The organism is Rhizobium sp. Root149, from assembly GCF_001427345.1.
Classification (GTDB): Bacteria; Pseudomonadota; Alphaproteobacteria; order Rhizobiales; family Rhizobiaceae; genus Neorhizobium; species Neorhizobium rhizoryzae.
Genome location: NZ_LMGD01000021.1, coordinates 39,753 through 62,698, shown reverse-complemented (window position 1 = coordinate 62,698; position 22,946 = coordinate 39,753). Strand labels below are relative to the sequence as shown.

Sequence of the window (22,946 nt, the reverse complement as noted above, 5' to 3'; positions counted from 1 at the left end):
TTTGCCGGTGAAGTGGAGGCGTCGCCACGGTCTTCCCTCCCTCTTGTGGGGAGGGTGTCCGGCAGGCCGGGAGGGGTATTCCTTACGCCGCGATGAATTCGTTCCAGCGGCGAACCATGTAGCGGTCTTCGTCCATGACGGAGTTCCAGCAGGCGACCTTGCCCATGCGGTCCTCGAACGAGCCGCCATCGCGCACGGCACCGGCCTTTTCCATGACCTTGCCTTCCGGCGAGAGAATGTCGCCCTTGGCAGCCTTGCCTTCGATCCAGTAGCCCCACTCGTCGTCTGTCATGAACTTCTTGGCCGTATCCATGCAGGCGGAATAGTAGCCCTGACGGTTGAGATAGCCGCCCACCCAGCCGGATGTGTACCAGTTGATGTATTCATAAGCCGCGTCGAGCTGCGCGCCCTTCAGATGGGCGGCAAGGCCCAGACCGCCGCCCCACGAACGGTAACCTTCCTTCAGCGGCTGGTATTTGCAGGCAATGCCCTTGGAGCGGACGGCGGCAACCGCAGGCGACCACATAGACTGGATGACCACTTCGCCGGACGCCATCAGGTTTACCGATTCATCGAAGCTCTTCCAGAAGGCGCGGAACTGTCCGGCCTTCTTCATTTCAATGAGGAAGGCGATGGTCTTGTCGATCTCTTCCTTCGTCATGTTGCCCTTGTCGGCATATTTGATCTTGCCGGAGGCTTCCATGATCATTGCCGCATCCATGATGCCGATGGACGGGATGTTGAGGATGGAGGTCTTGCCCTTGAAGGCTGGATCGAGAATGTCCGCCCAGGTGGTGATTTCGCGACCGACGAGGTCCGGACGAATGCCAAGCGTATCGGCATTGTAGATGGTCGGCATCATGGTGAACCATTCGGTTTCGCTCTTGGCGAAGGTCTTGGTGCCGGGCTTGTCGACATAGCCGACCGTGTGTGGCGCGGTGCCCTGCGCAATCACGCTATCGGGCTTCAGCTTGCCATTCTTGAACAGCGGAACGACCTTGTCATAGTATTTCAGCTTCTTGACATCCATGGGCTGGATGACGCCAGCCGGATAGACCTTCTTCAGGATCCAGTATTCGATATCGGCGATATCGTAGGAATTCGGCTGCGTCACGGCGCGCTGGGCGGCGGCGTCGCTGTCGGTTGCCGTCATTTCCAGCGTGATGCCGAGGTCCTTCTTGCACTGTTCGGCGATGGCGTTGATGTTGGAAACGCCGGTGCCAAACTGGCGCAGCGTGATCTTGCTCTGCGCCCAGATGGTCGGAAAACCGGTGATGGCGCCGGAACCGGCAGCAAGGCCTGCGGCGGCGGATGCGGTTTTCAGAAGGCTGCGGCGGGTCAGGCCCGAAGGCTTGTTCGTCTTGTCGGTCATGCCATGTTCCTCTCTGGTTTTTATTGTGCTGGTGTTTGTTGCGCTGCTTGTTATTGAGCCTTTCCGAGGACGATCACATCCCCGGCATCCCAGGACAGCTGAATGGCTTCGCCAACCTTGATCGGTTGTTCGAAGAACTCTCTGTCGCTGATGATTGCAGTGAACTCCTCGATCCCAGCGCCGGTGGCGGTGAGCTTCACGGAGGAGCCACGATATTCGATGTTGGAGACGCTGCCGGTGAAGCCCAGCCCATCCTGCGCGGCCTTGCCGATCTGCACACGGTCGGTGCGGATGGCGATGTCGACCGGGTCGCCTTCTGGTATGCCGCAAGCCGGGGCGCTGAATGTACCGCCCGCCGGAACCGTGAGAGAAAGACCCAACGGTGTCGACGACGTCGCGCGCCCGGAGATTACGTTATGGTCGCCCATGAAGCGGGCGACGAAGGCCGTCGCCGGTCGTTCGAACACCGTGCGCGGCGCGGCTGCCTGCTCGATGCGGCCATCGTTCATGACGACGATGATATCCGCCAGCGCCATGGCCTCTTCCTGGCTGTGGGTTACGTGCACGAAGGTGATGCCGAGCGAGGTCTGCAGCTTTTTCAGTTCGGCGCGCATGCGGATCTTCAGGAAGGGATCGAGCGCCGAAAGTGGTTCGTCCAGCAGCAGGGCTTCCGGATCGGTGATCAGCGCACGGGCAAGCGCCACGCGTTGCTGCTGGCCGCCAGACAGTTGCGCGGGACGGCGGCTGGCATAGGGCTCAAGCTGCATCAGCTTCAGCATATCCAGCGCCTTGGCGCGGCGCGTCTCCTTGTCCACGCCCTTCATCTTCATCGAGAAGGCGACATTGTCGACCAGATCGAGATGCGGAAACAGGGCATAGGACTGGAACATCATGGCGGTGCCGCGCTCGGCAGGGGCAAGATCCGTGACATTCTTGTTGCCGAGAAGAATATCGCCACCTGATACGCTTTCGTGGCCCGCAATCATGCGCAAGGTTGACGTCTTGCCGCAACCGGAAGGGCCAAGAAGGCAGCAGTAGCTTCCAGCCGGAATCTTCAGGCTGATGGCATGAACTGCGGTTGTGTTTCCGTAGATCTTGGAAACCGACGCAATTTCTATCTCGGCTGCTTTGCTCATGCACGTCTCCTTCAAGATGAGACTTTCAATGCATGGTTCGTGCCAAGTTCATTCCCGGGGCGTTTCCGAAGCTCCGAAAGCAAGGTTCTGTTAATTTGTGCACTGCACGCACAATGAAGGAGCACGACGTGCTCAAAATTTTTGCGATCGTATACGATGCAATGGCTTTATTGTATTCGATGCATCATTCAAACCGAACGCGCTTTCCTTTGCGCCGAATCTCAGGATACAGTCTGGCAGAAACCGGATCCCGCCATGCAGATCAGCGACAAGATTTCTCCCTTCGATATTGCCCCGGACGATCGGGCCTTGGCCATTCGGGATGCCCTGCGCAATGCTATTGTTGACCGCCGTCTGGCGCCGGGGACCAAGCTTTCGGAAAGTGAAGTCGGCACGCTGTTCGAGGCCAGCCGCACCGTGGTACGCGCCTCTCTTCAAATGCTTGCCTTCGAGGGTCTGGTAAAGACGGAACGAAACAGGGGTGCTTTTGTATCCAATCCAACGCCGGATGAGGCACGTCAGGTCTTCGCCTCGCGACGCCTGCTGGAGCCCGGTATTGTTCTTGCTGCGGTGGAGCGCATCACGTCCGCCGATCTGGAGCGCTTTCGCCGGCATCTGGAGGAGGAAACGCGCTACATGAACCAGCGGGGACCCGTGGCCCGCCGCGCGGAGATCAAGGCATCCGGCGATTTCCACCTGATGCTGGCCGAGGTCTCTGGCAATGCCATTCTGCAAAGGTTCATGGACGAACTGGTGGCGCGCTCGTCACTTGTGATTGCGCTTTATGGAAATACAGGCGTTTCGCGTTGCGGCCACAATGAGCATGCCGATATTCTGGAGGCGCTGGAAGCGCGCGATGCGGCACGGGCGAGCGCCATCATGCTGCATCACATAGACCACATCGAAGCGGATCTGGATCTGCGCGTGCGTGATGGTTTGGCTTTGAAGGACGCGCTCGATATCTGACGTTTTAACTCTTTGTTTTATCGCATGTCGTTTTCACAAAACCGCTGCACATTTTTAGCTACGACCCTAAGCTCTTCATGAAAAAAGGGCCTCCGTGAGGAAGCCCTTTCATTCGGTATGCGGGGGATATCAGGCGGCGCGGCTGTAGCCTTGCCTTTGCTGTCCAGCCTGGGGCAGGCGGAACTGGCCGAGCAACTGGATCAGCGCGTTCGCATCTGCCGAGAGGTTGTGCGAGGTTGCCGTCGCCTCTTCCACCATGGCCGCATTCTGCTGGGTGCCCTGATCGATGGAGTTGACGGCAGTGTTCACTTCCTGCAGGCCGGTCGACTGTTCGCGATAGGCTTCGGCAATTGCCTGAACGTTGGATGTGATCTGCTGAACCTGCTGGACGATGCCTTCCAGTGCCTTGCCGGTATCGCCGACCAGTGACACGCCGCGGGCAACATGTTCGCTGGAGGCCTGGATCAGATCCTTGATTTCCTTTGCGGCCTTAGCGGAGCGCTGGGCAAGTTCGCGCACTTCCTGTGCCACGACCGCAAAGCCCTTGCCAGCTTCGCCAGCGCGTGCTGCTTCAACGCCTGCGTTCAAGGCCAAAAGGTTGGTCTGGAAGGCGATCTCGTCGATCACGCCAATGATGTTGGAAATCTCGCCGGACGAGGTTTCAATGGCCTGCATCGCGTCCACGGCAGAGCGAACCACGCTGCCGGACTTGCGTGCATCCTCGCCGGTTGCTGTCACGAGGCGACGCGTTTCCTCGGCACGCTTTGCACCATCGCGAACCGTCGTCGTGATTTCCTCAAGCGCGGCAGCTGTCTGCTCGATGGACGCTGCCTGCTGTTCCGTGCGACGCGCAAGATCATCGCTGGAGGAGCGGATCTCGTTGGCGCCGGCCGTGATCGCATTGGCATTGCCGCCGACCAATTGCATGGCCTCAGCCATCTTTTCCAGCGAATGGTTGAAATCGGTGCGCAAGCCGTCGAGCTTTGGCGAGAACGGACGCGTGATGCGGAAGGAAAGGTCGCCGTCTGCCAGGGCCTTCAAGCCGGATGCGAGCGACTGCACGACATCCGCCAGCACGCCTGCTTCCTCAGCCCTGATGGCTTCATTGGCGACGCGCTCCGCTTCCGTTTGGCTGCGGGCTTCCTCTGCACGCTGTTCAAGCTGGATGCGCTCCAGCGAATTCATGCGGAACACTTCGACAGTTTTCGCCATGGCGCCGATCTCGTCACCACGATCGATGCCGTCAATGGGTGCGGCTGCCTCACCGGCTGCGAGCGATGACATGCGATTGCGAAGCTTTTCCATTGGCTGTGTGATGCCTGCATGGCTGACATATACCGCCACGCCAATCATTGCGAGGATGCCAAGCGACATGACGATCATGCTGGTGTTAATCACGGCATCGGTGTCACTCGAAATCTGCTTGCCACCGGTTTCGACAAGATTGGTCAGGTTCGTGTTGTTGGCACCGGACTTCTCGGAGAAGGTCTGCGAAAGCTTGTCCAGTCCCCGAACCAGAGCCAGCGCTTCATCCGTCTTGCCCGCTTCCTTCGCCGCAACAACCTTATCGTACTGAGCCTTGAACTGGTCCATCAGACCCTGAAGTTCGGCCACTGCTGGCTGGGTCGCGGGAACCGATTTGGAAATGTCGACCAGCTTCTGACGAGCGCCGTCGAGGTTGCGCACGAAAGCTGCCTTTGCCTCATCATAGGCCGGAGTGCCCGGCTCGTTCAGCGCCACGCGGGAGATCGCATTGACTGCCGTCCACATGCCTGCCGAGGAGCGCGCGCCCAGGACGGCCGATGATGCCTTTTGTGCGATGAAATCGGCATAGCGGTCGTTCACGTCATCGAACCGGTTGCTGAGGTAGAGCATGCCTGCCAGCGCAAACAAGCCGAAGAAGAGGATAAGCGAGACGATCTTGGTTCGGATTGAAAGGCTGCTCAGCATGGTAAACCTTTATATTTGAGACGTGACGTTGAATACGCGTTTCATATTCAAAACCGCTAAAACAGAAGACGCTTCATCTTCTCGTTGTGTTTCAAGAAGTTGTGCAGTGGAAATGGTTAAGTGATGGTGTAATTATTCCTGATGATGCGAATAAATCGATTTACCAAGAATTGGGCGAAGGCTGGACTGTTGTGTTCCATCCGAAGCGGTTATCTTCTTGGAACCGGTTGGCGCGTTCGGCGTTCTTGCCGGGATGATATTCGATTGATGTGCTCGAAAGGCGCACAAGGAGGAAAGATGTTTAAGGCGATCCAGGCAGCCGGAGTGGCGCTTACCATGGCAGCAGCAGCCGTCGTCAGTTCAGTCCCGGCAGGGGCGCAGGACCTTGAATTGCGCATCGGCCCCGATGGCGTTCGCCCCGTCATTCGCGATAATGATCGCCGTGGCCCTCCGCCGCCGCGCCGTGGCTGTGACGAGCGTCAGGCCCGTGCAGCCGCTCGTGAGGCAGGTCTGCGGGACCCGGAAGTGGTTCGTGTAACCCCCGGCCGTGTGATCGTGGAAGGCTACACGCGCCGTGGACTGGAGCGCATTACCTTCGCCAACGAGCGCGGTTGCCCGGAAATCTGATCCGCTAAATTACCCAAAGATCTGCAAGAGCCCGCCACCCGGCGGGTTCTTTGCGTTTATGTTCTGCAGCGGGCAAGCCATGCGTGTTCCGTTGCCGGAGCTTCATCGGTAGTGATCTGGTCTGGCTTCAGGCTGACCAGTGTCGAGAATCGCTGCCATTCGTCATCCGAAAAGCCTTCAGCACGATCCGCCATGTTGAAGGTCCAGGCGTCGACGGTCTTGCCGAGAGCGTGGCAAAGGCCGATGAGATCGAGGCCCGCCGCATGGGCTTCAAGGATCAGCGGCCAGGAGAGGTAGATCATCTTCGGCTCGGTTGGTCCCAGACAGTCGGCGCGCAATTCTGCTTCGACCGCTGAAGGGCCTTTCTGACGCAGGAGTGCCAGCAGTTTGTTGGTGGGGTCAATGCCGCGCTGTGCGTCGGGCAGGCGGGTCTTGATCGCTTCGATCAGATCGAGGTCAGCACCGCTGACGATCATGAACCTGCCCAGGCCCGCGAAGGTTCGAGCCAGATGATCCAGACCCTTTTCGCCAATCGTCTTCAGGTCATCCTTCATGTCGAATTGGAGCAGCGCCTCCGGGTGAGCAGTCTGCATCAACCCCGCCAGATCTTCCGAGAGAATGGGCGGGGTTCCGCCGGACTTCATGGATAGTGCTCTGATCGTCGCCGCATCAGCCTTGCAAACCGGCCCGTAACCCGTCGTTTCGCCTTCGAGGTCACTGTCGTGCAGAACGACAAAGCCGCCATCGCCGCGCACCCGCAGGTCCAGCTCCATGGAGGCGCCGACGCGAAAACCCTCCGCCATGGTTGCGGCCGAGAAGAGCGCGGCATCCAGCGCAAGGCGCAGGCGATGCCATTTCAGCCGTATGCGATGCCCGTCGTGGAAAATGTCGAGACCGGGCGTATCATTCGGCATGGCGGGTTCCGTCAGAAGACATCAGGTGAAATAGGTTGCGATCCGGTGCCCATCGAGTTCATGGACGGCAAAGTCCGTAGCATAGATCGATGACAGGATCTCCGGTCGCACGATATCGTCCGGTGTTCCCTGAAGAAACAGTTTGCCATCGCGCATGACGACGATGTGATCCGCATAGCAGGAGGCGAAGTTGATGTCATGCAGGACCACGACCACGGTCTTGGCGAAATCCTTTGCGGCCCCCTTCAGGAGCTTCATCATGCCGACCGCATGGCGGATGTCGAGATTGTTCAGCGGCTCGTCGAACAGCATGTAATCCGTATCCTGGCACAGCACCATGGCCACGAAAGCGCGCTGGCGCTGGCCACCGGACAGCTCATCCAGATAGCGTTCGGAAAGATCCGTGAGACCCAGATAGCCGAGCGCGCGTTCCACATGGCCTTGATCCTCCCGCGTCGGACGGCCCCTGGAGTAGGGGTAGCGGCCAAAGGTCACGAGATCGCGCACCGTCAGGCGGGCGACCATGTGATTGTCCTGCCGCAGAAAGGCCAGACGACGTGCCAGCGCATCGCCCGGTGTGCGGGCGACATCCAGTCCTTCCACCATCACATGTCCGGAATCCATGGGCAGAAGGCGGGCCACCATGGAGAGAAGCGTCGATTTGCCAGCGCCGTTCGGACCGATGATGGCCGTCAGCCCGCCCTTCGGCAGCGTCAGGGAAACGCCATCGACAACGACGGTGGAACCATAGGTTTTGCTGACATCACGGATCTCGATCATCGGATTGCTCCTCTGAGCAGGAAGAGAATGAAGAACAGGCCACCGGCAAACTCGATGATGATGGAGAGTGCGCTGTTAAAGGCGAACACGCGTTCCAGAAGGGTCTGTCCGCCCATCAGCGTGATGATGGCCAGCAGGCAGGCCGCCGGAATGACGTGGCGATGCTTGGCGGACGGCATGATGATGTAAGCGAGGTTTGCGACCAGCAGACCGAAGAAAGTGGCAGGCCCCACCAGCGCCGTCGAGACGCAAACGAGGACCGATACCAGAAGCAGGATCACGAGGGTCTGCCGCTGGTGGTCCACGCCCAGCGAGATTGCGGTCTCGCGTCCCAGCGCCATGACATCGAAGCTGTGCCCGATCCGCCAGGCGATAGCCGAGACAAGGCCGACCAGCAGGAAAGAAACACCCAGTAACTGGCTGTCGATGGAATTGAAGCTGGCGAACAGGCGATCCTGAAGAACGAGGAAATCATTTGGGTCGATGATCCGCTGCAGAAATCCGGACAGGCTGCGGAACAGGATGCCGAGCACGACGCCCGCCAGCATCAGCAGGTGCAGGCTCTTCAGCGCCCCGGAAAATAACAGGCGGAAGAGAATGAGCGAAAAGCCCATCATGACGGTGACTTCGATCAGGAAGAGCAGGCGTGCATCGAGCCCCGAAATAAAGGCGGCCCCGAAGACCAGCACCAGCAGGGTTTGCAGCAGGCCGTAAAGCGCATCGAAGCCCATGATCGAAGGTGTCAGGATGCGGTTGTTGGTGATGGTCTGGAAGAGAACGGTGGAGAGCGCGATGGCATAGCCTACCAGCACCATGCCCAGAAGCTTCGTGCCGCGGAAGGAGAGGATGAAGCTCCAGCTGCCGCGTGCGCCGATGGTCATGAAACCGATTGCCGCCGCCAGCGCGATCAGCACCAGGATTGCCAGGATCGCCAGAGGGTTACGCCGCACGGCTCTGCCTCCTGAAGAGGAGGAACAGGAAAAAGGCGCTTCCCAGCACGCCCAGTACCGCGCCCACTGGCACTTCGAAGGGCCAGACAACGATGCGACCAATGATATCGCAGGCCAGCACAAGTCCCGCGCCGAGGATCGCCGTCCAGGGCAGGGTGCGGCGCAGGCTGTCGCCCATGATCATGCTGATGACATTCGGCACGATGAGTCCGAGGAAGGGAATAACGCCCGCCGTTACCACCACGCAGGCGGTGACCATGGAAACGATGATGAGCCCCAGCATCATGATGCGGCGATAATTCAGCCCGAGATTGGTGGCGAACTCCTCGCCCAGTCCGGCAAGCGTGAAGCGATCGGCTGCCACATAGGCGGCTATCGTCATGACGAGGGAGAGCCAGAGGATTTCGTAGCGTCCGCGAAGCACAGAGGAGAAGTCGCCACTTTCGAAGGCGGCGAGCGATTGCATGAGGTTCAGGCGATAGGCGATGAAGGCGGCAACCGAATAGATCACGCCTCCCAGCATCAGTCCCACCAGCGGCACCATGACGACCGAGCGCAGCGGAATGCGACGCAGGATGGCGAGGAAAAGGGCGGTTCCAAGCAGAGCAAACCCGGCGGCGAAGGCCATTTTACCCATTACGGGCATGTTGGGTGAGATGATCAGCGCAATCAGCATGCCGAGGCTGGCGGATTCCACCGTGCCTGCGGTGGAGGGTTCGACGAACCGGTTTCGCGCCAGCATCTGCATCAGCGTGCCACAGACGGCGAGGCCCGAGCCGGCGAGAACGAGCGCCAGCGTGCGGGGAAGGCGGCTTGCCAGAAGCACCAGCACGGCCTTCTCGTCTGCCTCACCGCTCAACAGGGCAAGCGGGGAGATGTCACTCACGCCGAAGAACAGGCTGGTGATGCCGAGACAGAGAAGGGCGATGAGGGCAAGTGTCAGGCGCATGGGCTTATGAGAAGCAGGCGGCACACCGAGGGCGCGCCGCCCATCGGCTCAGGGCTTTGCGAGCGCGGTGTTCAACTGGTCCACCGTGTTCTGAAGCGCGGTCAGGCCGCCACCCACCACATAGAGCGACAGGCCGTCGAGATAGACGACATGCCCCTTCTGCCAGGCGGTGGTGCGGCGCACGATGTCATTGTCCAGAAGCTTGGAGGCCGCTTCGCCCTTGTTGCCGATCGAGGCATCGCGGTCGATGACGAACAGCCAGTCCGGGTTCTTTTCCAGAATGTACTCATAGGAAATCGGCTGCCCGTGATTGTCTGCCTTGATCGTGGCATCGGCGGGCGTCATGCCGTAGTCGGAAAACAGGACGCCGAAACGGGAGCCTGGACCATAGGTGCTCATCTTGCCGCCGGTCGTCAGCACCAGCAGGCCCTTGCCGGCATTCTTCGTCTTCTGCTTCAACTCGGCGGTCGAGGAATTCAGCTTTTCGATGAGTCGGTTAGCTTCGCTTTCCTTATTGAACACTTTAGCCAGTGTTCGGATATTCGCTTCCGATTGCTTCAGGAAGTCATTGCCGTCGACGGAGAGATCCACGGTCGGAGCAATCGCGGATAACTCCTTGAATTTCGAGGCGGAACGGGCCGTTACGATAATCAGGTCCGGCTGAAGCTCGGCAATTGCCTCGTAATCCGGTTCGAACAGCGTGCCGACCTTGGGCACAGGGCCGATTACGTATTTCTGCAGGTAATCGGGCATCAGCGCCTTCGGCACGCCTGCCACGGGAACGCCCAGCGCATCCATCGTATCGAGGGCGGCGAGATCGAAGGTCACCACTTTCTTTGGCGTTTCAGCAAGCTTCGTCTCGCCCTGTGCGTGGCGAATGGTGATGTCAGCCGCCAAGGCCTGAGAGGCACCGAGTGCCAGCGCAGCGGAAAGAGCAAATTTGCGAACCGTCGAGAGCAACATGGGGACTGATCCTTGGCACCCATCCGGTGAGGCCTGAAAAAGGCCATCCACCGGCGTTTATAAGTTGAGAAGCTGAGTTCACTTATTTAAAGCAGTGTAACTCCGTCAAGAATTATATGCCGCAACCGATCACAACCCCGGGAAATCACCATGCACTGTCCCTGATGTCTGTTGAAAAGCGAGGAACCATGCTCCCCGTCGCGCTCGCCCGCCGTTCTGTTCTCACCGGATTGCCATTGCTGATCATGTCGACTGTGACAAAGCCAAGCCTGACCTATGCCCAGATGCGGGTCGCGGAAACGACGCTGGATATCTTCACGCAAGATGTGCCAACGCATCGTCTCGACAATCGCGCCGTGACGCTTTCGAACGGGCGCAGTTTTCGCATCTTCCGGGCGATACCCAAGACAGCCGCACCTCCTGCTGGCTTTCCAATCCTGTACCTGCTGGATGGAAACGCGATTTTCGATGACCTGACTGTGGAACTGCTGGCCCGGGCCCCCGGGCTCATCGTCATCGGCCTTGGCTATGATACGCCGCGCAAGTTCGCCATGGCAGAGCGTACGCTGGACTATACGCCGCCAAGAACCGGCGAGGGGCCGCAGCCGGACCCGCTGCGACCGGAGCGGAGGATCGGCGGCGCCTTCGAGTTCCTGCCGCTTTTGACCGGCGACTTGCGTAGCCTGTCGGAAGAGGGGCTGGTGGTCGATCCCAGCCGCCGGGCGCTCGGTGGGCACTCGTTCGGTGGGTTGATGACGTTGATCACTCTCTATCGGCAGCCGGACGCCTTCAGTGCCTATGCGCCGATCAGCCCCTCGCTCTGGTGGGCCATGGAGCCGATGGAACGGCTGGAGCGGCTGGCCGACTGGAACCTCAAGAGCAGCAAACGCCTGTTCATATCTCTTGGCGACAAGGAACAGCGCTCAAACGACAAAGGACCGCCGCCGACAGGACCTGCAACGGAAACCATGGATCTCATCCGGCGGCTTTCATCAGTGCCGCAGCTTTCCGTGTCATCGCGTGTGCTGGAAGGCCATGTCCATGGCGCGACGCTTCTGGGTGCCTTGCCCCATATTCTTGATTGGGCACGCACAGCCTGAGTCGATCACGCATCTTGCCGTATCTGCCGCGATGATGCCGAAAACCGGTACGCCCATCCTGCCGTAGTGTGGGATGGGTAAGGCAACGGGCCGGTGATCGGAGCGGCGAGACTGGAATGGGCGCAATGTCGGAGTTGATGCAGCAATATGGTGCGTGGGTTTATGTGATCCTCTTCCTCTATTGTGCGCTCAAAAGCGGTAGCCTGCCACTTCTCGCAGGCTACGCAGCCCAGGCACAGCTCCTCGACCTGTCCCTTGTCCTCGGGGTCACTTTTGCGGGCGGCTATCTGGGGGATGAAGCGCGCTTCCTAGCCGCCCGGCGCTATGGCATCGCCTGGGTGACGCGGTATCCGCTCTTTCGCAAGCCGATGGCCATTTCCAATGCGCTCATCCAACGCTATGGAAAAGCATACATCTTTCTCTATCGCTATCCCAAAGGCATGCGGACCATCGGGGCGCTTCCCGTCGGGCTTGGGACGATGTCATGGCCTGCCTTCACACTCTGCAATGCGGCATCCGCATTGGTCTGGACTCTCTGTCTCGTGATGGTTGGGTTCGTGTTCGGCAGGCAGGTCGAGCAAGCCGCACTGGCTGGTTGGGGTTTCGCCAGTGTCATTCTGCTTCTCATCATGGTCGCGGGCATCGCCTTCGCCTGGTGGCGTATCAATCGGTTCCCCATCTCCAATTATGAAGACGGACGCAACTTCTCATAGCCCCTCAGGACTGGAACATCGCGGCCACCCCAGAGTTGAACCTCCGACCTCAATCGGACACGCCAACACAAAAGGTGAGACTTCATGAACCAGAACCATCCCACGCCGCCGTTCCCGCAGGAAAAGATAAAGATGCCGGGGCTGACGCGCCAGATGCAGCCGGTGCCGGATCATGGCGAGAATTCCTACAAGGGTTCCGGCCGCCTGCAAGGCATGAAGGCAGTGGTGACCGGCGCCGATAGCGGGATCGGGCGCGCCGTTGCCATCGCCTATGCGCGGGAAGGCGCGGATGTGCTGATCTCCTATCTCAATGAAGATGAGGATGCTCAGGAAACCAAACGGCTGGTGGAAGAGGCTGGTCGCAAGGCTGTGCTGGTCTCGGGTGATCTGCAATCGGCGGACCATTGCCGCAAGATCATCGAGACGGCTGTTCGCGAGTTGGGAGGCATCGACATCCTCGTCAACAATGCCGCGCATCAGGCCACCTTCTCCGATATCGACGAGATCCCCGACGAGGAATGGGAACTGACCTTCAAGGTCAACATCCACGCCATGTTCTATCTGACGAAAGCTGCCGTGAAGCACATGAAGCCCGGCTCGGCCATCGTGAACACGACCTCGATCAATGCGGATAGTCCAAACCCTTCGCTTCTGGCCTATGCCACGACGAAGGGCGCGATCCAGAACTTTACGGCAGGTCTTGCGCAGATGCTGGCGGAAAAGGGTATCCGCGCCAATGCGGTTGCGCCGGGACCGATCTGGACGCCGCTCATTCCCTCGACGCTTCCCGAAGACTCCGTCAAGAACTTCGGCAAGCAGGTGCCGATGAAGCGACCGGGTCAACCGGCAGAGCTGGCAACCGCCTATGTCATGCTGGCAGACCCGCTGTCTTCCTATGTCTCGGGCGCTACGATTGCCGTCACAGGCGGCAAGCCGATTATTTGAACTCGATCAGGTGCGCCCGGTCTTCCGGGCGTACCTGTGCCAGACACTATCGTTGCTGGCCAACATGCCGCGCAAGCTCTTCGAAGCTTGGATGGACACCCTTTTCGGCTGCCTCGTTTGCCACGGACAAGAGACGGATCGGAAAGGCAACTGCCTTCGAATGGGAAGGTGAAACGTTATGCGCGTTAGGATCATTGATCACCGCACGTTCCACCTCGGCCAGTGTTTCCCGGATCTCTTCGTGCGTCAGCAATTGCTTCTCGACCAGAAGCCGGTTGATGGCGGCCAACGCCATATAGAGACCTTCCAGTTGCGGGTTTGCCGTATTCATGTCTCGCTCCTGTGTGTCGTGGCAGGCAATCCGGTTGCTGCGTTTTCGTCAATGAGACGGGCGCCCCTCTGCCTCGTCACGTAGCGCCATAGCCATTGGACCGTGACCAGCAGGCGTTTTTCGAAATTGACGAGCAGAAAAACATGGACAATTGCCCAGAGCAGCCAGGCAAGCCGCCCTTTCAGGCGACGATTGCCGAAATCGAAAATGGCGGCGTGGCGTCCTATGACCGCAGTGTTTCCGCGATTGTGAAAATGAAACGGCTCTGAAGGCCTGCCGTCGAGCAATTGTTCGCGCAAAGCCTTGCCCAGATATTCGCCCTGCTGCTTCGCCACCTGAGCGAGGGCGGGAAGCGGCTTGCCCTCATCATCGATGCGAAGCGCGGTATCGCCTAGTGCGTAGATGCCTTTCGTTCCTTCGACCTGCAGATCGGGACCAACTGGAATGCGTCCGCCCATCTTCGCCTCCAGCCCCAGCCACTTGTGAGCTGGCGATGCCTTGACGCCCGCACCCCACAGGATATTGCCCGCCGGAATGGTGCCGCCGGAGGTCTGAACGCTGCCTCGCGTGATGTTTTCAACACGTACACCGGTGCGAATGTCGACGCCGAGCTTCGCAAGCTCATGCCATGCATAATCCGTCAGCTCGTCGGGAAAGGCCGCTAGGATCTTCGGTCCGGCCTCGATCAGGATCACGCGGAAATCCTCCGGGGCAAGTTTTCGAAAGTCCCGGGTGATCATATAGCGGCCCAGTTCCGCGATGGCGCCTGCCAGCTCGACGCCTGTCGGGCCGCCACCAATGATGACGCTGGTGAGGAGCGCTTTCTTCTCCGTGGCATCTTGCGAGAGTTCGGCTCGCTCGAAGGAGAGCAGAAGCCTTTGCCGGATCAGCCGCGCCTCGTGGATTGTCTTCAATCCGGGCGCGACGGCGCGCCATTCGTCATGGCCGAAATAATTGTATTCGGAACCGGTCGCAATGATCAGGTGATCGTAGGCAACCGGAGCGCCGTCCTCCAGAAGGACGTGCCGGGCCGTCTGGTCCACGCCGGTGACCTCCGCAAGCATCACCCTGATATTCTTGTATCGACCCAGCGTGCGCCGGATTGGTTCGGCAATATCGGCGGGAGAAAGGGCGGCAGTCGCAACCTGATAGAGCAGCGGCTGGAAAAGGTTGTGATTGCGTCGATCAATGACCGTCACCTCAAGCACGGTATTGCCAAGCTCTCGTGCGACCGCCAATCCGCCAAACCCTGCCCCAATGATGACGATCCGGGTCGGACGCCCGACAACCGTCGGAGGGGTTTCCTGCGGCCCTCTCTGGAGAACCGAGGTATCCGGGTGAAAGCTCATTCGACATCCTCTTGGTACGGGCTGACATGCTTGGCACACGGTCTTTGCATGCCGCTTCGAAAGCATCCGCTCAACCAGCCGCTGGCTGGAAGGTTCCCGCACAGGTCTTGGAACCTTTTGCTGCCCTTGCCGTTGATGATGCGAAACGCAAGGGAGCTTGGGAAAAATGAACAGCATCGTCTGGCTCGTGGGAGCCGTCGTTATCGTAATTGCGGTCCTGAACCTGATCGGTCTTTCCTGATCACACGCGCCATCCGGGCGCCCATTCTCGTCATTCTTCAAACCCTGGAGGGAAACATGAACAGCATCGTTTGGCTCGTCGGAGCCGTTGTCATCGTTCTGGCCGTTCTGTCGTTCGTCGGCATCGCCTGAATTGAACGCAAGCAAATTTCAAAAAGCGCTGGTTGGAAACAACCGGCGCTTTTTGCTGTTCAGGACATTCGTCAAGAGAAATCCCTCCCCGGTCGGGGGAGGGGTCGGGTAGCGTGGTCGTGGCCTCAAGCCTTGCCGAGAAGCACCGCGTAGGGGCGCTCGGAGAAGACATCGTCCAGCATCAGGCGCTCGCCCGGTTCGAAACCTCTGCCCGAAAACACATCTTCCAGACCACCGTCGAAGCGCAAATCGCGCAGGGACACGCCGGTTCCGTACCAGAATTCGGCGGAAGGCAGAGCGTTCATTCCCTGTATGCCTGCCAGCACAAAGCGCGGGGCAATGACGAGGAGTGTCTGTTTGCCGAGCTTTCGAGCGAAGGCCACGGCGTGATCCCGCTTTTCTCCGGCAATGGTCAGCGGTGTATAGTCGCCGTGCCAGAAGAGATCCGGATTCTGCTGGCGCAGTTTCAGCAGTGTTGCGATGAGATGCTGCTTCAGATGGCCTGTCAGCCAGGTTTCAGTGTCTGCAGCGTCCGGCGTATGATCGAGCATGTCCTGCAATCGATCATAGTCGGGCATGCGACGATTGTCAGGATCGACAAGGCTGAGATCCATGGTTTCGCTGCCCTGATAGATGTCAGGGACCCCCGGAGCGGTGAGCTTGATCAAGGTTTGCGTGACGGAGTTGACAGCCCCTGCCAGCATGACGGGACGCATCCGGTTGAGGAAATCCTCACGGAAGGCCAGCGTTTCCGGAGCGAGCAGACGGGAGGCATAGGCCAGAACTGCCTTTTCATAGCCTGCATTCTGGTTGTTCCAGCTGGTCTTGAGCTTCGCTTCCCGCAATGATTTTTCGACGTAAGGCAGGAATCGCTCCTCGAGTGCTCTCAACCCCTCGGCGTGTCCTGGATCAAGGTCATGCGGCCAGACACCGACGAGGGCCTGTAGCAACAGCCATTCAACTTCCGGCTCCGGAGCGGCTCCGTCGTTCAGTTGAACGAGGCCAACGGCATTCTTCTCTCGCCAGTCGCTGATCGCAGCGGCAAAGCTGTCCGGTTGTTCCGTCAGAGCGTAAAGGCGTGCGCGGGCATCTTCGCCCCGCTTCGTATCGTGTGTCGTGCTGGCGGAAAGTCCTTCCGGCTGCTGGGCCTGGCGCAGTTTCATATCTGCATGAAAGTTCTGCAGGCTGAAGCTGCGGGGCAGAGGTTCTGCGCCGACTTCGTTGAGGGCAAGCACCGGGTTGAGGCGGAAGAACAAAGTGTCCTCGATGGACTTTGCCATCAGCGGACCCGTGAGTTGCTGGAAGCGTGTCCTGAAGACGGCAGCTCTTGCTTCCGATGTCTGGTCGACATCTCCGATCAGAATTCGGGCAATCATCGACAGAGCCTCAGCATCCGGTGGTTCTTTGCCGTCCCGAACCTTGGTCAGAACCTCGCTCAGTCGCTGACGGTCCGCGGGCTCCAGACCAATCGCATGGCCATAGGTTCTGTAGATCGGGAAAGCGATCAGCAGCTCGCGAAGTGCATGTGAAAATGCCGCGTCATCCAGTGCAGCGCTGCCCTGTCCCTGATGCGTCTGTGCAATCTCCAGCCCCGTGGTGACCAGCGTGCGGAACTCGCCTTCGAAGTTGACATCCGCCATTAGCCCCTTGGCCTTGCGGATTTCCTGCTCCACGTCGATCGGCTGACCGGCAAGCTCCGCGTAGCTCCGCCGCATGGTCTCCAACCCGGAGGGCTCAATCAAGACATCAGACACGGAGGAGATGAATTCATAGCCGGTGGTGCCGGAAATAGGCCATTTCGCCGGAAGGCTTTCTCCGTGAGCCAGGATTTTCTCCACCAGCAGCGTGCATTTGGGACCAACTTCATCCCGCAACCGCGCGAGATAGCGACCGGGATCGGCCAGACCGTCCACATGGTCGATGCGCAGGCCGTCTACCTGTCCGTTTTTCACCAGTTCCAGCGTCAGGCGGTGGCTTTCAAGGAAAACCTCCTCGTCTTCAACACGCAGGCCCGCGAGCCCTGTAATTTCGAAGAACCGGCGATAGCTGAGGTCGCGCGGCGCATCACGCCAGGACATCAGGCGATAGGGCTGCGCCTCATGCAGGCTGGCAAGGAACGTCTTGTCGGATGCCAATTGCGCGAGAGACGCGTTCAGACGTTCTGCTTGCTCGGCACTCAAAAGGCTGCGCACCGACTGGTGGAATGCGTCTTCCTCTTCGGGCTTTGCATCCCGTGCAAGCGCGATCAGGGCATCCGCCTGAGGGTGGTCGATACTGCCGAGCGCCAAGGCATAGGTGGCGGGTGCAATCGGGTAATGGCTCTCGAAATAGCCAAGTGCGAGGCAGCCCTGTTCTGCGTCGTAGAGCAGGGTGAAATCACCGGCGTCGAGCACCTGTTGAAAGTCGTCGCCCAGAAAGGGAAGGGTCAGCCTGCGCATCCAGTTGACGTCGAAGAAGTGGCTATAGCGGCTATCCTTGCCCCATTCCACGATGCTGCGCCACCAAGGGTTTTCGAGAGCGGATGCCATATGGTTCGGGACGATGTCGATGATGAGGCCAAGGCCCGCCTCCTTCAAGGCAGCACTCAGCCGGTCAAAGCCTTCGCGCCCGCCGATTTCGGGCTCGATCTCGTTGCAATCGGCGACGTCATAGCCGTGAGTAGAGCCTTTGGCGGCGGTGAATACAGGAGAGGCATACAGATGGCTGATGCCAAGGTCGCGCAGGTAAGGAACAAGCTCGACAGCCTTGTCGAAGGTCATGCCATTGCGGAACTGGATCCGGTAGGTGGATGTAGGGATCGTCAAGCTTGATGCGCCTCCGACGCGGGGTCTGATACTGATGCCGAGCCATCGAAACGTCAGTCAGGGCAAGCAGTTCCCGCGCTGCAACCGAATTACTGGCCGCGCTCAAAGCTCGATGATGGCGTAGGGCTTTCCGTTCGGCTTCTCGATGTGGGCCGCCACATTGTAGACCGGCGCGCCGCCCGGGGTTTTCCCCTCGAAGCGGCCGCGATGGGCGTGGCCGTGCACAACGGCACTCACGGGAAAACGGTCAATGGTTTCTGCAAGTCGTGAGGAACCCAGGAACGGGTAGATCTCCTTCGGCTCACCCTCCACTGTTTCCGGGATGGGGGCGTAATGGAGAACGACCATGGCGCGTTCGGACCGCACCTGGCGCAATGCGTTTTCCAGGCGCATGGTTTCTTCCACGCTTTCGGCGACCATGGCCTTGATCGCGGGTTCACCGAAGCTGCCCAACATGTGGCGCCCGAACCCGCCTGCAAAGCCCTTTACGCCGGCAAAGCCAACACCGTGAATCTCGACCGCTTGACCTTCCAGAAGGTGAACGCCAGCCCCTTTCAGAATGCTACGAACCTCGTCCACGGCCCCGCATTCGAAATCATGGTTCCCCAGCACCGCCACCATTGGAATGGTGCAGGCCCGCAGATCAGCGGCCAGCAGTTCCGCTTCGGCCTTCTTGCCGAGGTCTGTCAGATCGCCCGCCATGACAAGAATGTCGGCCTCGGTGGAAATTTCCGTGAAGAGATCCTTGTAGGAGACGGACCCCGTTTCCTTGACGTGCAGATCGGCGACGGCGGCAATCCGGACCTTGGTGGGGGCCGCCTTTGTATTCGTTTCTGCCTTTCGGCTCTGGGTCGGTTTCGTCACAGCAAAGCCCCTTCCTGTTCCTGCCTCAACTCGCCTTCGCCGCCCACATCGGCGAAGCCCCATTCCTTCACGTCGATCTCGAAATCAATGCGCGAGAACATGCGGCCGCGGCATATCTTCATCTGCGGCAGGGGCAATTGGCGTTGCGCGGCAAGGCGTTCCAGCAATTCATCGAGCAGCCAGTCCGGCACCTTGTCTCGCTCGGTTGGATAGATCCAGCGGAAGTTCAGAAGGTGCATCAGGAGCACCTCCCAATGCACTTCCATGTGGCCCAGCAGGCGGCGCCAGTCGATCTGGTCGTGCGCCCGCAGGATGACGTGGACCACATCGGCGCCGTCATAGCGGTGGCGCAACTGGACGAAGCATTTCGACCAGATGAGTTCTGTCGGAGCCACCACGCGCACCTTATGGCCATTGAAATCCATCTGACGCGCGTTTTCGAACCATGCGTCACCAATGGGCATCGTCCCGTTCGATCCGGCAAAGATCACGTCGAAGAAATGCTCGCCCTGCTTGACCTTCCCAAGCCAACGGTCGTCCTCGACTTCAATGTCGAAGCCCTTGCTCTTGAAATGGGCGAGAATGCGATTGAAATCACCCGCCTTGCAGAAGATATCGAGATCCTTGGTCGGACGGGAAATGCCCGTATAGGCGCTGACGGCGTAGGTGCCGGCCAACAGGAACGGAATGTGGGAGGAGGCAAGCTCCTCTACCGACAGCGCCACAAAATCCTGAGCATCTGCGGTTGCCAATGTGGGCGCCGCGCGTGCCTGAATATGCGGCACACCCTCCAGGTTCGGGTCGGCTGGCCGTGGCGTTGGGCTCATGTCGCGGTCAGTCGGGTCGTTCATGAATGATCCTCCGTTGGTCGCGGAAGAACACCGGTCGCGGCATCTGGTTCCGCCGCGCCGGTTTGTGCATCAGATTTCAACGCTCGGGATTGTCGGCGTTGGCCATGGGGCTCGGGCGACCATCCAAGGCGTCCGTGTCGACGCGTTCGTCAAGATCTTCGAGATCGCTTTTCACGAGATAGGTATCGCCGCCGCCGAGGCGCGATGCTTCCATCACTGCCTTGTGGTTCGTTGTGTCAGGCTGCGTGTGAAGCGCATCTTCTGCACGTTCGCGGCCTTCCTGTTCAAACCGGCGCGAGCCTTCATCCGTCATCTTGTCACGGGCTGTCATGTTGTCGTTGTCCATGGCTGTTTCCTTCGCTCTTGACGGCTGCGCCATCGCAGCCTTTGGCGAGACAACCCGGCGGGGCGCGATTGGGTTCCTCCTGGGCGTAACCAAAAGCAACGGAACCTGACGTCTGAATTTCCGTTCGAAGCGCATTGGACCTCGAACATGGGAGTTTTTTTATGCCTGCAAAATCGAAAGCACAGCAGAAGGCTGCCGGTGCAGCGCTTGCTGCCAAGCGCGGCGATATCAAGAAAAGTGAACTCAAAGGGGCTTCGAAAAGCATGGAGAAATCCATGTCCGAGAAGGAGCTTCACGACATGGCGTCCACCAAGCGCAAGGGAAAGCCGCAGCATGCGGCCAGCCAGTAAGTCTCTTGTGGCTCAGGTGCTGTCCGGTCTCGTGACAATGAAGATCGAGGAGCCGGCCAGAATAGCGAGCACGAGCAACGCTCGCCACAGAGGCGGGGAGGTGCCGAACAGGAAGATGCCGTAGCTGACAGCCATCATTCCGACTGCCAGCATCTTTGCGCGGCGCGGTATCGCCCCTTTTTCCCGCCAGGCAATGAGCGGCGGGCCGAAGCGCGGATGGTTGAGAAGCCAGGCTTCCAAACGTGGTGACGAGCGGGTGAAGCAGGCAATGGCCAGAAGCAGGAAGGGCGTTGTGGGAAGCAGCGGCAGAAACGCACCGAGCAGGCCCAGACCTACGAAGAACCAGCCGAGGGCCAAGTACACCAATCGCATGAAGAACGCCGCATCCTGTTCGCTGCCCTGCACAATAGCCGAGGAGTTAGCGCTGCGGAAATCTTTTCTTCGCAGGTCAATTTCCGCGCCATCGCGCAATGCTGACAATTGCTACAGCCAGCTATATAGTCGCGCCGTGGATTTTGGGGAGCTTCGAATCATTCATGGTACAAAAGAAGGTGCTGGTCGTCGGCGGTGCGGGATATATCGGTTCTCACACCTGCCTTGTGCTGAATGAGCGTGGCTACCAGCCCATTGTGTTCGATAATCTTTCCAACGGGCATTCCGAATTCGTACGCTGGGGACCTCTGGAAGAGGGCGATATCCGCGACCGCGCACGGCTCGATGAAGTTTTTGCAGCCCATAAGCCGGATGCCGTCCTGCATTTCGCCGCGCTGATCGAAGTGGGAGAGTCGGTCAAGAATCCGGTCGCCTTCTACGACAATAACGTCATCGGCGCGCTTACCCTCCTGTCTGCCGCCATGGATGCGGGCGTGCACAATTTCGTCTTCTCCTCCACCTGCGCGACCTATGGTCTGCCGCAACAGGTGCCGATGGACGAAAGCCACGGGCAGGCACCCATCAATCCCTATGGCCGCACGAAATTCATCATCGAGCAGGCGCTGAAGGATTACGGACAATACAAGGGCCTGCGCTCCGTCATGCTGCGTTATTTCAATGCGGCCGGTGCCGATTTCGAAGGGCGTATCGGCGAATGGCACCAGCCAGAGACGCATGCGATACCGCTCGCCATCGATGCGGCACTCGGTCGCCGTCAGGGCTTCAAGGTCTTCGGTTCCGATTACGATACCCGCGACGGCACCTGCGTGCGCGACTACATTCATGTGCTGGATCTGGCGGATGCGCATGTGCGCGCCGTGGATTATCTCTTAAGCGGTGGCGAGACGGTGGAGTTGAACCTTGGCACCGGCACGGGAACGACAGTGAAGGAGTTGCTGGCGGCGATTTCTGCCGTCTCCGGCCGACCTTTCCCGGTGGAGTATGTTGACCGCCGCGAGGGCGACTCCACATCTCTTGTTGCTAACAACGACAAGGCAAGGGCTGTGCTTGGCTGGGAGCCTCGTTACAGTATGGAAGATATCATTCGCTCCGCCTGGAACTGGCATTCGCGCAGCAACCATCCGATTACCTGAAGCGGAGCAGACAGACATGACGGAGCAGACTGTGAAACTGGAAGAGAGCTGGAAGGCCGCTCTCTCCGGCGAATTCAACAGCGCCTACATGTCCGACCTGCGGGCCTTTCTGCTCAAGGAAAAGGAGGCGGGGAAGCATATCTTTCCCAAAGGCTCCGAATATTTCCGCGCACTGGACCTGACGCCGCTCGATCAGGTGAAGGTCGTGATCCTGGGACAGGATCCCTATCATGGCGCGGGCCAGGCCCATGGCCTGTGCTTCAGCGTGCAGCCCGGCATCCGCATCCCGCCTTCGCTCGTGAACATCTACAAGGAAATGCAGAGTGACCTTGGCATTCCTCCGGCAAAGCATGGTTTTCTGGAACATTGGGCAAAGCAGGGCGTACTGCTGTTGAACAGTGTTCTGACCGTGGAAGAGGGCAAGGCGGCCGCCCATCAGGGCAAGGGATGGGAGCGCTTTACCGACGCGGTCATCCGCGCCGTCAACGAGGACTGCAGCCATGTTGTCTTCATGCTCTGGGGGTCTTACGCGCAGAAGAAGGCCGCCTTTGTGGATCAGCGCCGTCATCTGGTGCTGAAAGCGCCGCACCCGTCGCCGCTTTCGGCCCATAACGGCTTCTTCGGCTCCGGCCATTTTTCCAAGGCCAACGCCTATCTCATCTCCAACGGACGAGAGCCGGTGGATTGGCAATTGCCGGAACGGCTTGCATAATTTAGTTCACTCCAATTTGTGAACAATGCGTTCTGATTGTTCAGTCTATGAAACCTGTGCGTCTCACGCCATCTTC

At 59.3% G+C, this 22,946-nt stretch carries 23 protein-coding genes; 8 read left to right on the top strand and 15 right to left on the bottom strand.

Translation table 11 applies throughout. The features are described 5' to 3' along the window. Nucleotides 1-82 precede the first annotated feature (82 nt). Nucleotides 83-1,372 carry a PotD/PotF family extracellular solute-binding protein gene (locus ASD54_RS15680; protein ID WP_062555564.1) on the bottom strand — a complete coding sequence of 430 codons (1,290 nt, stop codon included), beginning with the start codon at nt 1,370-1,372 and terminating at the stop codon, nt 83-85. 50 nt (nt 1,373-1,422) lie between these two features. Next, nucleotides 1,423-2,508 (bottom strand): ABC transporter ATP-binding protein, encoded by a 1,086-nt coding sequence (locus ASD54_RS15675; protein WP_062555563.1) that lies wholly within the window; start codon nt 2,506-2,508, stop codon nt 1,423-1,425. Between the two features lie 255 nt (nt 2,509-2,763). Between ASD54_RS15675 and ASD54_RS15670 the strand changes: the two genes are divergently transcribed. Next, nucleotides 2,764-3,474, top strand: a complete 711-nt coding sequence (locus ASD54_RS15670) for a GntR family transcriptional regulator (RefSeq protein ID WP_062555950.1) — start codon at nt 2,764-2,766, stop codon at nt 3,472-3,474. Between the two features lie 129 nt (nt 3,475-3,603). Here the strand turns inward: ASD54_RS15670 and ASD54_RS27460 are convergent, their stop codons facing one another. After that, on the bottom strand, nt 3,604-5,424 hold the full coding sequence (locus ASD54_RS27460; RefSeq protein WP_062555562.1) for a methyl-accepting chemotaxis protein: 1,821 nt from the start codon (nt 5,422-5,424) through the stop codon (nt 3,604-3,606). Between the two features lie 297 nt (nt 5,425-5,721). On the opposite strand from ASD54_RS27460, the gene ASD54_RS15660 reads away from it, so the two are divergent. Next, nucleotides 5,722-6,051: a hypothetical protein gene (locus ASD54_RS15660; protein ID WP_062555561.1), complete on the top strand. Its 330-nt coding sequence runs from the start codon at nt 5,722-5,724 to the stop codon at nt 6,049-6,051. A 56-nt stretch (nt 6,052-6,107) separates the two neighbouring features. On the opposite strand, the gene ASD54_RS15655 is transcribed toward ASD54_RS15660, so the two are convergent. The 5 genes from ASD54_RS15655 to ASD54_RS15635 are packed head-to-tail and all read right to left on the bottom strand — an operon-like array spanning nt 6,108 to nt 10,607. Further along, entirely contained in the window at nt 6,108-6,965 is an 858-nt protein-coding gene (locus tag ASD54_RS15655; RefSeq protein ID WP_062555560.1) for a glycerophosphodiester phosphodiesterase, read from the bottom strand. A gap of 21 nt (nt 6,966-6,986) precedes the next feature. Beyond that, a complete protein-coding gene (locus ASD54_RS15650) occupies nt 6,987-7,745 on the bottom strand; it encodes an ABC transporter ATP-binding protein (RefSeq protein WP_062555559.1) in 759 nt (252 codons plus the stop codon). Then, a complete protein-coding gene (locus ASD54_RS15645) occupies nt 7,742-8,680 on the bottom strand; it encodes an iron chelate uptake ABC transporter family permease subunit (protein ID WP_082547268.1) in 939 nt (312 codons plus the stop codon). Before ASD54_RS15645 ends, ASD54_RS15650 begins: the two co-directional genes overlap by 4 nt. A gap of 4 nt (nt 8,681-8,684) precedes the next feature. After that, a complete protein-coding gene (locus ASD54_RS15640) occupies nt 8,685-9,644 on the bottom strand; it encodes an ABC transporter permease (RefSeq protein ID WP_062555557.1) in 960 nt (319 codons plus the stop codon). A gap of 48 nt (nt 9,645-9,692) precedes the next feature. Then, on the bottom strand, nt 9,693-10,607 hold the full coding sequence (locus ASD54_RS15635; RefSeq protein WP_062555556.1) for a siderophore ABC transporter substrate-binding protein: 915 nt from the start codon (nt 10,605-10,607) through the stop codon (nt 9,693-9,695). Between the two features lie 164 nt (nt 10,608-10,771). On the opposite strand from ASD54_RS15635, the gene ASD54_RS15630 reads away from it, so the two are divergent. The 3 genes from ASD54_RS15630 to ASD54_RS15620 all read left to right on the top strand — a co-directional run bounded on the left by ASD54_RS15630 (nt 10,772) and on the right by ASD54_RS15620 (nt 13,365). After that, nucleotides 10,772-11,707 carry an alpha/beta hydrolase-fold protein gene (locus tag ASD54_RS15630; RefSeq protein ID WP_162249587.1) on the top strand — a complete coding sequence of 312 codons (936 nt, stop codon included), beginning with the start codon at nt 10,772-10,774 and terminating at the stop codon, nt 11,705-11,707. A gap of 125 nt (nt 11,708-11,832) precedes the next feature. Beyond that, on the top strand, nt 11,833-12,420 hold the full coding sequence (locus tag ASD54_RS15625; protein WP_244484775.1) for a VTT domain-containing protein: 588 nt from the start codon (nt 11,833-11,835) through the stop codon (nt 12,418-12,420). Nucleotides 12,421-12,552: 132 nt separating this feature from the next. Beyond that, entirely contained in the window at nt 12,553-13,365 is an 813-nt protein-coding gene (locus ASD54_RS15620) for an SDR family oxidoreductase (RefSeq protein ID WP_062555949.1), read from the top strand. Nucleotides 13,366-13,411: 46 nt separating this feature from the next. On the opposite strand, the gene ASD54_RS15615 is transcribed toward ASD54_RS15620, so the two are convergent. The 6 genes from ASD54_RS15615 to ASD54_RS15585 all read right to left on the bottom strand — a co-directional run bounded on the left by ASD54_RS15615 (nt 13,412) and on the right by ASD54_RS15585 (nt 20,282). Further along, nucleotides 13,412-13,696: a hypothetical protein gene (locus ASD54_RS15615; RefSeq protein ID WP_062555553.1), complete on the bottom strand. Its 285-nt coding sequence runs from the start codon at nt 13,694-13,696 to the stop codon at nt 13,412-13,414. Then, nucleotides 13,693-15,045 (bottom strand): NAD(P)/FAD-dependent oxidoreductase, encoded by a 1,353-nt coding sequence (locus tag ASD54_RS15610; RefSeq protein WP_082547238.1) that lies wholly within the window; start codon nt 15,043-15,045, stop codon nt 13,693-13,695. Before ASD54_RS15610 ends, ASD54_RS15615 begins: the two co-directional genes overlap by 4 nt. A gap of 497 nt (nt 15,046-15,542) precedes the next feature. After that, nucleotides 15,543-18,221, bottom strand: a complete 2,679-nt coding sequence (treY, locus tag ASD54_RS15600) for a malto-oligosyltrehalose synthase (RefSeq protein ID WP_062555551.1) — start codon at nt 18,219-18,221, stop codon at nt 15,543-15,545. Nucleotides 18,222-18,323: 102 nt separating this feature from the next. Beyond that, a complete protein-coding gene (locus tag ASD54_RS15595) occupies nt 18,324-19,085 on the bottom strand; it encodes a metallophosphoesterase (protein ID WP_062555550.1) in 762 nt (253 codons plus the stop codon). Further along, on the bottom strand, nt 19,082-19,912 hold the full coding sequence (locus ASD54_RS15590; protein WP_082547267.1) for a nucleotidyltransferase family protein: 831 nt from the start codon (nt 19,910-19,912) through the stop codon (nt 19,082-19,084). Before ASD54_RS15590 ends, ASD54_RS15595 begins: the two co-directional genes overlap by 4 nt. 100 nt (nt 19,913-20,012) lie before the next feature. Then, nucleotides 20,013-20,282, bottom strand: coding sequence for a hypothetical protein (locus ASD54_RS15585; RefSeq protein WP_062555549.1), 270 nt, complete (start codon nt 20,280-20,282; stop codon nt 20,013-20,015). A gap of 161 nt (nt 20,283-20,443) precedes the next feature. Between ASD54_RS15585 and ASD54_RS15580 the strand changes: the two genes are divergently transcribed. Beyond that, nucleotides 20,444-20,632, top strand: a complete 189-nt coding sequence (locus ASD54_RS15580; protein ID WP_062555548.1) for a DUF3008 family protein — start codon at nt 20,444-20,446, stop codon at nt 20,630-20,632. Nucleotides 20,633-20,644: 12 nt separating this feature from the next. On the opposite strand, the gene ASD54_RS15575 is transcribed toward ASD54_RS15580, so the two are convergent. Next, entirely contained in the window at nt 20,645-21,004 is a 360-nt protein-coding gene (locus tag ASD54_RS15575; RefSeq protein WP_062555946.1) for a YbaN family protein, read from the bottom strand. 164 nt (nt 21,005-21,168) lie between these two features. Between ASD54_RS15575 and galE the strand changes: the two genes are divergently transcribed. Both galE and ung read left to right on the top strand, forming a co-directional pair. Beyond that, nucleotides 21,169-22,158 (top strand): UDP-glucose 4-epimerase GalE, encoded by a 990-nt coding sequence (gene galE, locus ASD54_RS15570; protein WP_062555945.1) that lies wholly within the window; start codon nt 21,169-21,171, stop codon nt 22,156-22,158. A 16-nt stretch (nt 22,159-22,174) separates the two neighbouring features. Further along, the gene (gene ung / locus ASD54_RS15565) at nt 22,175-22,870 is read left to right on the top strand and encodes a uracil-DNA glycosylase (RefSeq protein ID WP_062555547.1); all 696 of its coding nucleotides are present in this window, start codon (nt 22,175-22,177) and stop codon (nt 22,868-22,870) included. The last annotated feature ends 76 nt before the right edge of the window (nt 22,871-22,946 follow it).